The sequence below is a fragment of the Paenibacillus ginsengarvi genome (genome assembly GCF_003626695.1).
In the GTDB taxonomy this organism is placed as follows: Bacteria; Bacillota; Bacilli; order Paenibacillales; family NBRC-103111; genus Paenibacillus_AB; species Paenibacillus_AB ginsengarvi.
This window is the reverse complement of sequence record NZ_RBAH01000009.1, coordinates 198374-213621: the sequence shown is the minus strand read 5'-3', so window position 1 is coordinate 213621 and position 15248 is coordinate 198374. Positions and strand designations below refer to the sequence as shown.

17 protein-coding genes are annotated in these 15248 nt (G+C 56.5%); 2 read left to right on the top strand and 15 right to left on the bottom strand.

The features are described 5' to 3' along the window. Positions 1–55 precede the first annotated feature (55 nt). From D7M11_RS14835 to nagA, 5 genes are all read right to left on the bottom strand, one after another. Positions 56–355, bottom strand: coding sequence for a Dabb family protein (locus D7M11_RS14835; protein ID WP_120748008.1), 300 nt, complete (start codon positions 353–355; stop codon positions 56–58). A 35-nt stretch (positions 356–390) separates the two neighbouring features. Next, on the bottom strand, positions 391–861 hold the full coding sequence (locus D7M11_RS14830) for a hypothetical protein (protein WP_120748007.1): 471 nt from the start codon (positions 859–861) through the stop codon (positions 391–393). Positions 862–982: 121 nt separating this feature from the next. Then, a complete protein-coding gene (locus D7M11_RS14825) occupies positions 983–2518 on the bottom strand; it encodes an S-layer homology domain-containing protein (protein ID WP_120748006.1) in 1536 nt (511 codons plus the stop codon). Positions 2519–2662: 144 nt separating this feature from the next. Beyond that, complete coding sequence (locus D7M11_RS14820) at positions 2663–2965, bottom strand: Dabb family protein (RefSeq protein ID WP_120748005.1); 303 nt, start codon at positions 2963–2965, stop codon at positions 2663–2665. Positions 2966–3045: 80 nt separating this feature from the next. Continuing rightward, on the bottom strand, positions 3046–4212 hold the full coding sequence (nagA, locus tag D7M11_RS14815) for an N-acetylglucosamine-6-phosphate deacetylase (RefSeq protein ID WP_120748004.1): 1167 nt from the start codon (positions 4210–4212) through the stop codon (positions 3046–3048). Positions 4213–4314: 102 nt separating this feature from the next. On the opposite strand from nagA, the gene chrA reads away from it, so the two are divergent. Continuing rightward, on the top strand, positions 4315–5529 hold the full coding sequence (gene chrA / locus D7M11_RS14810) for a chromate efflux transporter (protein ID WP_120748003.1): 1215 nt from the start codon (positions 4315–4317) through the stop codon (positions 5527–5529). A 3-nt stretch (positions 5530–5532) separates the two neighbouring features. On the opposite strand, the gene D7M11_RS14805 is transcribed toward chrA, so the two are convergent. After that, complete coding sequence (locus tag D7M11_RS14805; protein ID WP_120748002.1) at positions 5533–6888, bottom strand: N-acyl-D-glucosamine 2-epimerase; 1356 nt, start codon at positions 6886–6888, stop codon at positions 5533–5535. A gap of 82 nt (positions 6889–6970) precedes the next feature. On the opposite strand from D7M11_RS14805, the gene D7M11_RS36895 reads away from it, so the two are divergent. After that, a complete protein-coding gene (locus tag D7M11_RS36895; RefSeq protein ID WP_338042491.1) occupies positions 6971–7189 on the top strand; it encodes a hypothetical protein in 219 nt (72 codons plus the stop codon). 1 nt (position 7190) lies between these two features. Here the strand turns inward: D7M11_RS36895 and D7M11_RS14795 are convergent, their stop codons facing one another. From D7M11_RS14795 to D7M11_RS14755, 9 genes are all read right to left on the bottom strand, one after another. Next, positions 7191–7748, bottom strand: coding sequence for a DUF1700 domain-containing protein (locus D7M11_RS14795; RefSeq protein ID WP_120748001.1), 558 nt, complete (start codon positions 7746–7748; stop codon positions 7191–7193). Beyond that, positions 7745–8035: a PadR family transcriptional regulator gene (locus tag D7M11_RS14790; protein ID WP_240041116.1), complete on the bottom strand. Its 291-nt coding sequence runs from the start codon at positions 8033–8035 to the stop codon at positions 7745–7747. The genes D7M11_RS14795 and D7M11_RS14790 overlap by 4 nt, the downstream gene beginning before the upstream one ends. Before the next feature lie 186 nt (positions 8036–8221). Further along, positions 8222–8488, bottom strand: a complete 267-nt coding sequence (locus D7M11_RS14785) for a metal-sensitive transcriptional regulator (protein WP_120747999.1) — start codon at positions 8486–8488, stop codon at positions 8222–8224. Between the two features lie 473 nt (positions 8489–8961). After that, on the bottom strand, positions 8962–9519 hold the full coding sequence (locus D7M11_RS14780) for a nucleotidyltransferase family protein (RefSeq protein WP_120747998.1): 558 nt from the start codon (positions 9517–9519) through the stop codon (positions 8962–8964). 165 nt (positions 9520–9684) lie between these two features. Next, positions 9685–10437, bottom strand: coding sequence for an SDR family NAD(P)-dependent oxidoreductase (locus D7M11_RS14775; protein ID WP_120747997.1), 753 nt, complete (start codon positions 10435–10437; stop codon positions 9685–9687). A gap of 7 nt (positions 10438–10444) precedes the next feature. After that, entirely contained in the window at positions 10445–10828 is a 384-nt protein-coding gene (locus D7M11_RS14770; RefSeq protein ID WP_120747996.1) for a RidA family protein, read from the bottom strand. 5 nt (positions 10829–10833) lie between these two features. Next, positions 10834–12126, bottom strand: a complete 1293-nt coding sequence (locus tag D7M11_RS14765; RefSeq protein WP_120747995.1) for a M20/M25/M40 family metallo-hydrolase — start codon at positions 12124–12126, stop codon at positions 10834–10836. A 79-nt stretch (positions 12127–12205) separates the two neighbouring features. Further along, positions 12206–13270, bottom strand: coding sequence for an alpha-amylase family protein (locus D7M11_RS14760; RefSeq protein ID WP_120747994.1), 1065 nt, complete (start codon positions 13268–13270; stop codon positions 12206–12208). An 18-nt stretch (positions 13271–13288) separates the two neighbouring features. Next, a complete protein-coding gene (locus D7M11_RS14755; RefSeq protein WP_158606609.1) occupies positions 13289–15175 on the bottom strand; it encodes a beta-N-acetylhexosaminidase in 1887 nt (628 codons plus the stop codon). Between the last annotated feature and the right edge of the window lie 73 nt (positions 15176–15248).

Here is a 15248-nt window from a genome sequence, read left to right as displayed (position 1 = left end):
ATCACCCGGACGGACGATGAATGTGCCTAAACGTATGCAGCGGGTGAACGGCTGTTCAGATTGGGTAGTCAACAACGACGACATTATCGAGTAATCCGTCCAGCAGCTTGACGAAGTGCTGGTGAACCGGGTGCGGCCCATAGTCGCGAAGTGCTTCCCGGTCCTGGAACGTAACGCGCAGACCGAGCGTATAGCCGTGCATATTGTGCAGCTCTTCCGTCACATTAACGCCGGCTGTAAGCTCTACAATTCCCGGAATCTTGCCTTTAAAAGCATGTAAAACGTCCAGCAGCTCGCGCTCCATCGCTGGGTCGAACTTGTCGTTGAACTTAAAGGAAACCAAATGCTCGTACATCGTATCCACTGCTCCCTTTATTCGCTATCAGGCGGTTACGCCCGAGTGTAGCCTTCTTCCTGCATATACTCCTCCAGCTCGTCATACGTCTCGAAAGCCGCATCCAAGTTCAGGCCCGAGTGCACATACCACAGCTCGTCTTCGTACGTCACCGTCAAAACGTGCTGGTTCGCGCCAACCCAGCGCTCCCGCTTGCGACGCTCCCCCGCCTTCGGCGATGCGGCTGCAGGTACAGACAAGGATTGGATCGATTTCGCGACGATTTCGCGAAGCTCGGCCTCGGAGAAATCGCGGATTTGAACGTAGCCTTTATCGTCCGCCGCATATCCGCTCAGTATCGCCCCGTACACATAACCGCTGCCGTTCGGATGCAGATGATACGCAACCGTCTTTTTTTCGTGGACGCTTTGTTCGTAATGGTAGTTGACCCGCCCCAGCGATACGGACTTGCGTACCAGTTCGGGGAAGGAGTCTAATATCGTTAATTTTTGTTCAAAACTGAGCATGCCTGCTTGCTTGCCTCCTTATTCCTTAAAAACAGATGATTGAATCGTACCATACCGCCGGCGAGATTACTATCGATAAAAACGCGCCGTACATAACGGCGCGTTAATCGCAGTCGCTTGGTTATTTGAAAACGTCGTACGATCGTTTCACAAGAACGATCGCCTGTTCCCTCGTCGTTTTGCCCAGTGGATCGATCTTCCCTTCGCCGACTCCGTTCATCAGGCCGTAGCCCACAGCGAAATGAATCCCTTCCAACGCCCACGGAGCGATCAAGCCCGCATCCTCGAACTCTGGCATTCCACTCGTTTTCAGCGCCTGTGACGGCTTCGCCGCCTTGACCGCGCGCATCAGCATGACGGTGAGCTCCTGTCGGGTAATGTTCGCGCCGGGTGCGAACGTATCGTCCGATATGCCGCTGACGATACCGAGCTTATTCGCCTTCAGCACGTCGGCGACGGACGTATCCTTGAACGGATTGGGCGATATCGGCTCCGCCTTTTTCCCGCTCAGCGCTTCATACAGCTTGACGGCAATTCCGGCAAAATGCTCTCTCGTAATCGGCTCCTGATATCGCCCGAGTACAGCGCTTGTCGTCAGCGACTGCACGATAGCCAGTTTGATATCCGTTTTCGCCCAGTCGCTTGCGCCGTATACCGCTTCGTTCAGCAGCGTTTCCGCGCTTTGGGCCGCGCCGCCCGGCTGACCGCCCCCGGTTTCGCTGCCGGTCCCTGTCGCCCCGCCCGAAGCCGAGCCGCTCCCGCCCTTCCCCGGCTGTACGCCGATGATGCCGCCCGGAAGCTTCAATTCGGGCAGCTTTGCACCATCGATCGGCTTCAAATCGTAGATTGGCGAGCTGCCAGCAGGCTTTTGCTTCGACAAAAGTTCACCGAGAGAGGCACGCAGACCTGCATCCTGGATATTGTCTACAACTGCTCCGGCAAACGGCGCCTTATTAACGACGAAAGCCGTCTCCATACCCGGAACGACTTCTTCCGGCAGCGTGTACAAATCGATGACCGGCGTTACCGAGTAGGCGTAAAACGTATTTTTCGTTTTACTCGTCGTTTTATCGACAGTCGACATCGGACCGAACTCGCCTCCGCCGTTTGTCACATTAAAATATTTGGTGCCCTCGGGTCCGACCCTGGTAAGCAAATAATACGACTCCATATTCGAATTATCGGTCCAGGAAACCGTTACCGAACCGTCGCTGTTCGCAACCGCCGTCAAATTGCTCGGTTCGCCCGGCTGTTTGACCGGATACGGCCCCGCCGTTTTTTGCGGATAACTGTTGCTGCCGATGAGCGGCGAATATTTGGCGCTTAGCCGAAAGGAAACGTTAGTAATTTGCGGATCGACGGGAAGCCGAAACGTTCCGTAGTTTCGCTTATCTTGCAAGTCCAGAACCGGAAGCCAATTGAGTCCGTTGTCGGTGGAATAATCCATTCGCACATTTTCAATCTCTGTCGATATCGCGCGGTCGTCCATGTACGAGTAACTGATTTTCGTTCCGCCGATCAAGTACGACTTGCCCTCCCCGTACACCGAGAAGCTGGTGATGCTGACTTCCGCATACGCGCTCGTGGCGGGCAGCACCAGGACGAGCGCCAGAACGGCGGTTACAAGCGCAAGCAACAGGCGATTTCGTTTCATCATTCACCTTTCCTTTTCGATTTGATCGGTCCGTTAACATTTCGTTCCTATCCATTATCCTTGATATTCCAGCGATGTGTAAACACAGTTTCCCCCGCTCCAATTTTAAAACGGCTTGCGTGATACCGCAGGCCGTTCCCTGGTTAGTTACGTATTATCGATCTCAAAGTCTACTATGATGCTGTCGACTCTGCCTACTTCCCGGATGAAGGCAGCGACGGCCTGATGATGCGGATTCGGCCCGTAAGCCTCCAGCGCCGCCTTATTTTCGAACCGGACTGACAACACGACTTGATGACCCTGACTTTTGTCCGAAAAATTGATGCCTGCTTGCAAGTCTACGATGCCCGTCAATTGGCTTCTAAGTGCCTTGAACCGGGTAACCACCTCGGTAAGCTGTTCATGAGTCGTCGACTCTCCGAATTTAATCAATACGATATGATCGATCATGACGTCTTGTTCTCCTCTGTATCCTAAATAGGATTGTTTGCTTTGCAGGCACGATAGCGGATCGCAGCGTTTTCCTTTCCTTATCCGATCGGAGAAAGCTCCAACTGCCTTCCTCCGAGCATCGTCAACCGGACGTTGAACTGCTCGTCCAGGAGCACCAGATCGGCGCGGCACCCCGGAGCGATCCGTCCTCTGTCCTGCAGGCCGAGTATGTCAGCGGGAGTCGTGGCGGCCATACGCAGCGCATCCTGGAGCGGGATGCCGAGCTCGGTCGTGAAGCGGAGCGCCTTGTTCATCGTGACCGTGCTCGATGCCAACGTCCCGTCCTTCAGCCGGGCGACGCCTTCCGACACTTGCACTTGATGGCCTCCGAACGTGTACACCCCGTCGCCGAGCCCCATCGCTTGCAGGGCGTCCGTGATGAGCACCATCTTGTCCGCGCCCTTCAGCCGGTGCATCAAACGAACAATCGCGGGGTGCAGATGCACATGATCCACGATGGCCTGTACGCTCACATGCTCCTCCTCGAACGCCGCCACAACAAGCCCGGGATCGCGATGATGGATCGGGCGCATGCCGTTAAAGCAATGCGTCACATGGCTGGCTCCTCGCGCGAAGGCGAGCTTGGCCTCCTCGTATGTGGCGTCCGAATGCGCGAGCGCCACAATCGTTCCGCGTTCGCGCAGCCAGCCGATCATTTCCGTGCCGCCCGGCAGCTCGGGAGCGATCGTAACCATCTTGATCCAGTCTCCCGCTTCGTCGAAGATACGCTTCATTTCCGGAATGCTCGGATGACGCAAATAGTTCTCGTTCTGCATGCCTTTGCGCTTCACGTTCAAGTAAGGGCCTTCGAGATGAATGCCCGCTATCGCAGCTCCCCGTTCATTCCCGGCCACCCGCTTGACGCTCGCGATCATGGCCAGCAAATCCTCGATCGTCGAGCTGACCGAGGTGGCGAGAAACGATGTGCAGCCGCTGGCTGCGCACGCAACAGATACTTGCTGCACGCTTTCTTCCGTGCCGTCCATCATATCGTAGCCGCAGGCTCCGTGAATATGTACATCGATCATGCCCGGGATGAGCAGATTTCCCTGCCCGTCGATCAGATCGCAGTCGCCGGTCTTTGCTGCGGCCGGACCGTCCCGAGTAATTTCCTCGATCGTATCGCCACCGATTCGGACCGCGGCTCCTTCTACAATCTCGTCCTCGCAAACAGCCCGGACATTGTATATGATCTTTCGTGTCAAAATGGTCAGCTCCTCTGCTAGTCGCTCCTGCTGCACGCTCCCTCGAGGAGCACAACTATGATATAGTTATAGAAATTATAGCAAAAGGAATTGCGTTCATCCATGAACATTCAATCAGAGCACAATAGTCGCGTAAGCAGGGACGGCAGCTATTTGCGACGGCTCGTGCAAATCGGGCTGGCTTCCGCCAAGCTCGGTCTTACTTCATTCGGCGGCCCGATCGCCCATATCGGCTACTTCCGTGACGAGTACGTCACCAGGCGCAAATGGCTGGATGACCGCAGCTATGCCGAACTGGTCGCCTTGTGCCAGTTTCTTCCTGGGCCGGCCAGCAGTCAGGTCGGTATCGGCATCGGAATCATCAGGGCTGGAATCGGGGGCGGCTTGATGGCATGGCTCGGCTTTACGCTTCCTTCGGTCGTGGCCCTCGTCTTGTTTGCCCTACTCATGCAGCAGTTCGACTTAAGTCAAAGCGGAGCGATACACGGACTGAAAGTGGTCGCCGTAGCGATCGTAGCTCAAGCGTTGCTCGGTATGGGGCAGAAGCTGGCAGCCGGCCGTACCCGCGCCACAATAGCGGTCGGCGCAGCCATTGTATCCGTCCTGTGGCAAACGGCTTTCAGTCAAGTGTTGCTGATTGCGGCCGCCGCGCTGCTCGGCGTTATGCTGCTCTCGAAACTAGCGGAACAGCCCGGTCCTCAGCTGCATATTTCTGTGAGTCGAACGCTCGGCTTTATTTGCCTCGCTGCGTTCTTTGCGCTGCTGGTAGCTCTGCCGCTTGTAAGGCAAGCTGCTCCTGGCTTATGGATCTCCATGTTCGACAGCTTTTACCGGTCGGGTTCCCTCGTCTTCGGAGGCGGCCACGTCGTGCTGCCGCTACTCGAGAAAGAGTTCGTTCCAACGGGCTGGATCGGAGCCGGTCCGTTCCTGGCCGGATATGGAGCGGCGCAAGCCGTCCCCGGTCCGTTATTTACGTTCGCGGCTTATTTGGGTGCGGTCATGCATGGAACGGCAGGTGCGATCGTCGCCATCGTGGCGATTTTTTTACCGGCGTTTCTGCTTGTGGCCGGGTGTCTTCCGTTCTGGAGTTCGCTTCGCCGTTTTTCCGCCATGCAAGGTGCCATAGCCGGAGTTAATGCCGCCGTTGTCGGTATGCTGCTTGCCGCGCTGTACAATCCGCTATGGACGACGGCAATCGTCAAGCCGCCCGATTTCGCGCTCGCTGCGCTGCTGTATGCGGGACTCGTCTTCTGGAAGCTGCCTCCGTGGCTTGTCGTACTTGCGGGTGCTGCCTGCGGGGCGCTCTTGTCCCTGTAGGCATTACTTGCCCCAATCCGCAACGGCGATTCTTGTGCCGGGTGCAACTGCATTCGGCTTGAAATCCCTGTATAGCCAAAGCGCAGGTGTATCCAATATTCCGGGAATGGCGACCTCAAGAGGCCCGGACGGCAGACGGCTGCAATGCAAATAAAGACGGTTTCCGTCCACCTGTACGCGGTCTACATGCAACTTTTCGTACATGCCGCCCGCGTACAACCCGAACCGCTGCTGCAGACTTAAGCAGCTTTCCGCATCGATCCGCTTATTAAACGACAGCCGAATCAGCGTATCGGACAACCGTATGCCCGAAAACGGAATGGGCGGCGTGTCGTACATCGCTCCGCAAATATGATACTCATAGGCGGTCCAGGACGAGTAGCCGAGCCGGAACGCGGTTTGGTGAAAGCCGCTTAGCCATTCCCGTCCCTTGATCATATGCCGCGCCGAGCCGATGTCCGCCTGCACCGCCAGCGGCAGCCCGGGATGCTCCAGCCGGATTGGGCGGGCAAATGGCTCATAGCTCCTGACATAGTCCGAAGACAACCCCGCCTTCGTCCAATCCGGCCAGTGCGTTTGCAGCATATGCATATCCGGTTTGACGGCCTTAATCATCGAAGGGGCGTCAAGCCCCTGCATTTCCTTCAAACGCTCGACCGAATCACTGCCCGCATCCACGGCGAGCGACCAAGTAGCCACGGCGATATCCGGCCTGACCGTACGCGCGCCTCCGGCTCCGTTGACGATCTGGTCCAAGAAGCCGTTTACAGCTTCCACTCGAAAATGAATCCAAGCTTTATACGCCGCTTGGTTCGTCTTGTAATAGTTCGGCGAGCGGCGGTTGACGAAATCCGGTATCTCATGGCCGTACTGTTTGCGAAACGCTGCTCGCGCCAGCGGCCCTACGTCCCCGTAAACGCCCCTGCGAATGCCATCCCATTCCGGGAAATACGGCTCGGCGATCTCGATGCCGTCGAACGGATAACGGACAAGCATCTCCGATATGGCCGACTGCTTCCAGGACACGTACGCTTCGCTGAAGTAGGAAAACCGCGTGTAGCCGTCATCGCAAGGCTTGAGCAGCTCCATTTGCCACCTCGGCCAATCGTCCGGATAACCTGCGGTGGAAAAGGTGCCGTTTCCAAGCACCAGCGCCCATACGAACATCCCTCTTCGCTGAAAAGCACGGATCAACTCGCCGTTCACCCGGCTCTCGCTTACGACAAAATAATGAACGATCGCATAACCGGCAGCTTCAATCTCCTCCGCAATGCTATCCGGAGTACGGTTCTCGTAATACGGAAACAGCGGATCGACCTGAATGCTCGGGCCGGATACGCCTCTTTGCGCTTTTGTCATCTGAAGCGACGCCTCCCTTTTCGCCAGCCGGTCGGATCAGTACTAGAAAACGAATACCCCGATCCGGTACCGATGGGGTATAATGGATACATTCTATTCGATTACCCGGGAGCAGATCATGACACAAACGGTACGAATCAATTGTATGAAATGCCGCCATTTTTATGTAACATGGGACCCCAAATTCCCGAAAGGCTGCAAAGCTTACGGCTTTAAAACGCAAGGGCTCCCGAGCCAAACCGTGCTCGCCTCGTCGGGAAAGCCCTGTTACCAATTTGAAGAGAAGCCAACGAAGCCTTAACTTATCCGCGGCCGCTCGGCAAAATATGACTGTACCGTTCCGAGACGAACTGCAAATAACGACGCAAGTACGTCCGGCTGATCCAGGCAATGCCGCCGACGATCCCGCCGATGACGAGTGCGTACGCCATGCTCCACTCATAGGGAACGGTGTAATAAGGACCGAAATCCATATTGATCCACGATACCCCGAACGACCGGACGGCGCCGGCGATCAGGATAAGCACGGCGCAAAAGCCGAAACCATAAGCGATTGTCGCCAGCACAGGCACGACCATGACGCTGAGCAGCCCCGTCGTACAATAAAAGCCGATCATTCTGAGCATGTCCCGCCAATCCCCGCCCTTCATCCCTTGCTTGTAATATTCGCTGCGGAATGCTTTGGCCAGCTGCCGCGGCTCCCCAAGCTTCTTCAAGATGACCCCTTCCGGCTGTCCGCTGAGCAAGCCTTCCTCAATATGGCTTTCGATCTCCTTGACGGCGTCGATTCGTTCTTCCTCCGGCATTTTCCTCAACTCATGATATAGTTTCTCCAGATATGCTTTTCCCAGCGGGCTCATGATGGTTCCTCTCCTCTGTACAATTGAATAAGATTGACCGATTCGGCCAGCTTGTTCCACTCCAGCGACATCGTGTCGAGCAGCTCGCGCCCCGCGTCCGACAACGAATAATATTTGCGCGGCGGACCCGAGTCCGACTCTTGCCAGAACGATTCGATATATTGGTCCTTCAGCAGCCGGCGCAGCAGCGGGTACAGCGTTCCCTCCGTGACGGCAAGCGATTCCGACTTTTCCAGCTTCGTCACGAGCTCATAGCCGTAGCGCGGCTTCTGACTGATAAGCAGCAAGATGCAATATTCCAAAATTCCTCTTCGCACTTGAGAAGTCCATTCCGATAGGTCCATGCTGCCTCCCCTTTCACTACTAGGTTAACACATAATACTGTGCTACACAAGGTACCTTGCAACAAAAAATGTCTCGCACGAAAAAAGCGCCTTCCGTGGGGAAAGGGCGCTCATTCGGCTGTTGTAGTATTATCGGCTTTTGACAAGCAGCTCGATCGCTTCCTTCACGACCTTGCTCGAATCTCGGCCTGCCGTTTGTTCTTCGATAATGCATTGTTCCAAATTTTCCGCGACGATTTGCGCGATCGCTTTATCCGCCGCATTGCGTACGGCAGATAACTGGCTTACGACGTCCTTGCACGATTTCTCCTCATCCATTAACCGCAGCACGCCGCGGACTTGGCCCTCGATTCTTCTCAGCCGGGTTTTCATCTCATCCGTATATTGGTAAGCCATAACTCGATCTCCTTTCCTTATCCCATACAGGTATAGGTTTACTATACGCCAAAATTGCGGCGTTGTACAACCAGGAGCCGCGCCCCCAAATGGGCCTTCTGCAGCATCGCCCAACTCGCCTGCGACATGGAAACGGTAGGTGCAGACGCCACCGTTAGCGCTTGGAAGGGGAAGGAGTACTTCCGCAGAGCCCTTCGCGACTTTAGCGGAACTGCCACTTCCGCAATCGTTGTTTCAGCGGAACCGAGAGTTCCTCTATTTCTGCTATGAGGGCCGTCTATACCTGTTTAGAGGAACCGTTTCTTCCGTAATGCCCCAAATGTCCGCTTCTATTCGGACGGGCTGCGGCCATAACGGAAGTTTCACTTCCTCTAACACCCTAAACTGCGGTCCACCGCGAGCGTTAGCGGAACTTTCACTTCCGTTCATGCCGCGGCACAGCCAAAGAAATGCAAAAGACGTCTCTCGACGTCTTAATCTCCCTTATAAGTCAGCAGCGGCCACGACGTCAGCCACGCTTTTCGGCGGACCCTTTCCTCGAAATAAGACTGATCGGCAAAGAGCGGGCTTCGCCTGACCATCATGCCGAATAAATCGTCCAAGCCGTACGGCGAGCAGATGACCAGCTCGTCATTCTCGTTCAGTCTGACGCCTACGGCCGTCACGGTTTCGGGCCACCGGCTGAGCGCATCTTCGACAGAGCGATACGGCGACTCGCGATTGCGGATATGCATTCTCGCCTGATTTTTCACCGACCACTTTTCGTTTCCGGTCCGCCGGATCAGCTCCCGCTCCAGACCGATGTCCCGTTCCTCGGACTGCTCGTCCGCATCATAATAAACGACATCGATATCGTCGTGTTTGGCCCGGTCCTCATAGCCGTGAAGCCGGTCCCATACATAACTTCGGATATAACCGGCGGCGATGTAGCAGTCCGGCAGCGCAAGCTCCCGCACCTGACGCAGGTCGTTCATAAGTCGGTCGTGTTCATATACATATTGCTTCAGTCGACGTTCCAAATTTTCCGGCATTCCGATCCTCGCTCTCTCAGGCATGTAGATCAAGTGTACTATATCAGTCTCACGGATGCCGATAAAAATCGGCTGTAACGATATTTCCCGGAAGCTTGCGTTCAAAAAGAAATAATCCCGTTCCGGGGAACGGGATCAATCAATCGTGACTCTGCCTACGTCCGTCTAAAAAGCAAGCTGTCCGCCGTCGACGACGATCGTCTCGCCGGTAATGAACGCGGCATCGTCTGACGCGAGAAAAGCGAATACCCCGGCGACGTCTTCGGGCTTGCCGACACGTCCGAGCGGTATTTTCGCGCGGATGTATTGTTCGATAAATTCGGGACTGTCGATCGCTTCGGACATCGGCGTTTGAATGTAGCCTGGGCATACGGCGTTGACGCGAATCCCCTTCGCCCCAAGCTCGATCGCCATCGTTTTCGTCAGCAGCACGACGCCGCCCTTCGAGGCGTTATAGTGGGCATAATTCGCCTCGCCTACGAGCCCGTTCGTCGACGCCATGTTGACGATGACCCCGCCGCCCTGCGACGCCATTCGGCGCGCAACCGATTGAGCGACCCAGAACATGCCGTTTAAGTTGACGTCGATAATTTTTTTCCAGTTGTCCGGCTTAATATCGAGCAGCGGCTCTTCCCAGGCGATTCCTGCATTGTTGACGAGCACATCGATCCGGCCGAAGTCGCTCTCGGCAGCGGCGATTGCGGCTTCCACCTGCCGCTCGTCGGCAACGTCGACGACATAGTTTCGTACGACAGATCCGCCCGAGACAAGCTCATCGGCCGTCTCCGTCAAATCAGCCTCGACGTTGGACAGCAAGGCGAGCAACGCGCCTTCCGCGGCGAACCGCTGCGCAACCGCCTTGCCGATTCCGCGTCCGGCCCCCGTAATCAGCACCACTTTACCGTCAAACCTGCTCATGTTCGGCTCACTCCTTCTCTCCCGGCGCCTTGGCGATCACGTCGATTTCGACCAAGATGCCGTCCAGACCGCCCTGGAAGCAGGTACGGGCCGGCATAGGCTCCTTGAAATGAGTACGGTACACTTCGTTAAATCTCGAAAAGTGACCGATATCCTGAAGGATGACGTTAACCTTGACCACATCATCCGACGAGCAGCCGGCGGCCGCGAGTATGCGCTCGATGTTTTGCAGCGTTTGCTCGGTTTGCTCTTCGATCGTTTCGCCGACAACGTTTCCTTGCACATCAAGCGGCCCTTGACCGGAAACGAACACGAAGCCGCCGGACAACACACCTTGCGAATAAGGCCCGTCCCCGGCAGAAGCGTCCTGTGTGCGAATCACTTGTCTCATCTTCCTCATTCTCCTTCGTGTAAGCTGGAAACCCCGCACCATCGGACAATTGTCCGGGCGTATACCTCCGTCAGCCGGAGCAGTGACTCGATGTCCACATACTCGTCCGCGGCGTGTGCCTTAGCTCCTGACGGCCCGAGCACGATCGCCGGCGTGGGGCTGTGAAGATTAAACATGAAGGCGTCGCAGGCGAACGGCGCGCCCCGCACCTGCGGCTCGTGGCCGCAAACGTCCGCCACTTCCCGCCCGAGCAGGCCGATCAACGGGAAATCGGGCATCAACTCCGAGCCGGGCAAAAACCGGATCATTTTGCGAAACTCCGGCATTTGCCCTTCCGGGAACATCGCCGCATACCCGTCCGTCAGCTCGCGTTTCAACTGCTCCTCGGACACGCCCGGGTAACATTCCACCCAGATGTCGATGTCGCTTTGCTCCGGACCTACATCGCACAAGGCGGCGGTCATATCCCCCGCTTCCGCGCGTGTGACGATGACGGGCAAGCCCGAAGCATCGTCCGCATACCACGGCGCCGGGCCGGATGCCCCGGACCGCATCTTCTCGAACTTCTCCAGAAACACGAGAAACTTGCCCGTGTCGTAAAGCGGATTGACCAGCGTTTCGCCGCTGAACGACAACCCCGTCTTGCCGCGGAACGTCAGCCGCCACAGCGCCCCTCCCCGGGTCGCCGGACAGATCGCCATATTGGTAGGTTCCGGGATGATCGCGGCGTCGGCGTTATAACCCATCAGCCGTCCCGCCAGCGTCCCGTTCGCTCCCCCGAACTCCTCGTCGACGACCGATTCGACCGTGACGTCGCCGGCCGGTTGAATGCCCAGCTCCTTCAGGCAGCGGATCGCCATGATCGACGCCGCGAGACCGCCCTTCATGTCGAACGACCCGAGCCCGTACAGCTTGCCGTTTTGCTCACGGGGCTCCCACGGGGAACCGGACCAGCCCGGCGCAACGACAGCCGTATCCGCATGAGACGAAAACAGCAGCGACTTGCCGCCTCCGCCGCCCTTCCAGCGTCCTGCCACGTTGGGGCGCTGCGCATAGTCCTTGCCGGGAAAATAGGCGGGATGCTCACGGAAGCCGGGGGCTTCCTCCGGCGAATAAAGCGCCGTCTCGAGGCCGAGCCCGCCCAGCACGGCCGCAATTTGCTCCTGACACTCCCGCTCCCTGCCGTCCGTCACCAGATTAACCGTATCGTGCCGGATCAGATCGGCCGTTAGCCCGACGATATCGTCCCGATGTTTGGCGATCCAGCGGGAAATGTTCTTGCTCAGCGTTTCGTTCACGTACCGCCTTCTCCTTTCCCGGCCCGCTCTCGATCCGCAGGCCGGACGACTGCTACCGCCGCTTCAGCGCAGTTTAGTTTCACTTTCCAGGGTTCAGTTTCTCCAGGCGGCTTCTACGGATCTCGTCGTGATGACGGTCCGTAATTCTGCGCATGCCTTCGCCGATCGCCTTCCATGCCATATCCGGCGACTTCGCGCGATAGTCGTTCGATTCCGAGCCGCGGAATCCCCATACGAGAATTTGCCGCGCTCCGGCGTCGTAGGCTGCGTCCGTCGCCCAGATGATCTCTTCCTCGCGCCCCGCCGGGGTGGCATAACCTTGAATCCAGATGTTGTGCTGCTTGCCGAATTTTTTGCAGACGTCCAGATTCCGCTTTGTGCTTTCGTAGACGAAGTCGTACGGATGCACGTTTTTTTGTCCAAGCCAGTACGGATCGGAGCCGATATTTTGCAGCGTGTCGAGGCTGCAGATCGCTTCGATCGAGTCGAGATTGATGCCGTACGAGCTTCCGAGCATGACGCATACGATGTTTTCCATTTGCTTTTGCTGGCTGTATGCGGTTACTTCGCGGAAATAGTCGACAACCGAAGCGATGCGGAACTTTTCCACATTTTCGTCCAGCTCCGGAGGCATGTCGTAGCCGTACTGCTCGCGGAACGCGTTTTGACACCTCTCGCACGCGCACGTATATGCCTTCTTGCCTCCGTCGATCGCTTTGGCGGCCAGATGCGGCTCATCCCAGAAAATGCTTCTTCCGCCGATGTCGTAGACGACATCGATCCATTCCTTCGTAAATTTGCGGAAGTTCGGGCTGTTCAGGCACGCCCGGACCGGGTCAACCGAGCCGTCCGAATACACTTGGTGGCTGTCCGGGTAATAGGCGAGAAAATGCGATTTGTCTCCCGGAGGCCCGCCAAGCCCCCAGTTATCGACCCACACGTCCAACCCGTGGCCTTCCGTCATCTGAATGATTTCCTTCATAATGCTGCGGTGGCGGTCCCAATCCGTATGCGAGAACATATGCACGACAAGGTTGAAATGATTGTTCACGATATCTCGCAGGTCGGTCTCCATATGGCGCAGCATCCGGTTACCGTGATAGGCGATGCCTTTAATCAATTTATCCGGCTGGTTATGAATCAAGTGAAACTCCCCTCTCGATTAAGGTTGCGCGATCCGACTGGCGGTCGGAATGAACTGGTACCACTGGCAGTGCAGATTGTTAGGGTCGCCGTAGTAAGGCATACGGCTTTCCTCCAGCTCTTCGAGACCGGCGACAGCGCAGGATACGTAATCGGAGAGCCGTTTGATCGTCGTTTCCAGGCTGATGATCAGTGAGCCGTACCGGTAGTCGATCACTTCCCAGCCGAACGGCTTGTTTATCTCGAACCAACGATCCCGCTGCGCCGTTTGCAGCTCCCGGACGCGAACGATCAGATCGGGAAGGAGCGATTCGGCGTACTCTTGCAGCCTAGCCTTATCCCCGCTGCCGTAGGCGCTTACGAGGTTTATGCCCAGCTCCGCTTTTACGGTAAGCACGGAGCACAACCGGCGAAGCACCTCAAAGACGAAGCCGTACTCGCCGTTGCGGCCGGCGTACACCTCGAATTGCTTCTCGAGCTTCGCATAATGGGCCGCAAGCCCTTTGCCGGACAAGTTGGAGTCGAGCAGCCCCATCATCGGATGCTGCCAGAGCGCGAGCCGCGACGGGTTCGAGCCTCCCAGATTGTCCTCGCCGATTCCGTCGATTTCATCCATCCAGCGGATGTCCATAAAATCATCGTAGCTGCCGCCGGTGCAGAAGGCGAACCGTTTGCGCAGCTTCTCCTCGGACAGTTCGGCCGCATAACCATGCTCGGCGAACAGCTGCAGTCCGAGAATGGCGGAGAACCAGTCGCATTCCGTGCCATCGTCCCCCCATAGCGTGGCGATAATTTCACTGACGCCCTCTCTCTTGCATACGTTCAGCGCCGAGTTTGTAGACCGCATCGTCAGCCCGTAATTAAGCACGAAACCTTTCCAGTTCCAGATGCCCCCCGCGAACACCGGCGTAGAGCCGAACGCTTTATGCCTGCGAATCCAGTCCTCGTAAAACTCTTCATCGGCGTGATAGTAATCCCAATAGACGAGCTGTACGTCTTTCGGCATTTCTTCGATGACTCGATCCGGAATGACGCACTCTTTGTCGTAGTAAGCTCCGGTTTTGGAGCCTGCCCGGAAGTACATATCGCTCCACATCATCGGCTCCAGCCCGTGCTTGCGGGTAATTTCCAACACGCGGTGCAGATGCTCGTTCATAATGTCGAACTTGGAGCGGTAGCCGTTGCGGGCCAAATAATGGCCTTGTCCGAGCTTCCACGCCTCATCCATTCCGATATGGAATCGTTTCGTGCGTACGGGAGCGGCTGCGGCCACGATCATCTGCTCGATGAACGCGTACGTCTTCTCTTCCCCGACCAGCATCGTTTCTTCGTCGTCGCGGATGTCCGCGAACGCCTCCCATTTCAACACATCTTTCAAATGGCTGAGCGTCTGGATGCACGGAATCATCTCGATGCCGAACATAAAGGCGTAATCGTCGAGATCGCGAAGCTCCTCCTGCGTATAGCGGCCGCGCATATAGCCGAAGAACGGCTGTTCCTTGACGTCATAGCTGTCCTCGGTATACAGCATGAACATGTCGAGCCCCATAACCGCCATCAATCGAATAAACTTCTTCACCGTGTCCGGCTTCAAGACGGAGTTGCCTTGAGATACGTCGAACATCGGACCGTTCATCCGAAATTGTGGCGTTTCGCTGATGGAGAACGCCCCCAGACCGTCGCGAAGCGCTTCCACAAGAAGCCCCAAGCCGCGGAAAAAATGAATGTTGCGTGCGTAGTGCAGCGTAATGCCATGCTCACTGCGCTCTACGCGCAGCTCCGGCCCTTCGTACTTGACGACATCTACCCGCATTCCTTCGGCGCCGCATTTTACCCCGAGCTCGGCGGCCAGCACCGCTATCCCATCCTGCAATTCCGTTAGGTCACCGTTGAAATGTAGTTGCACCTGTAGTCCTCCATTCTCGCTTCGAGGTCTTCGACAGCATAAACGAACTTTGATATAATTAACGATCATTCCC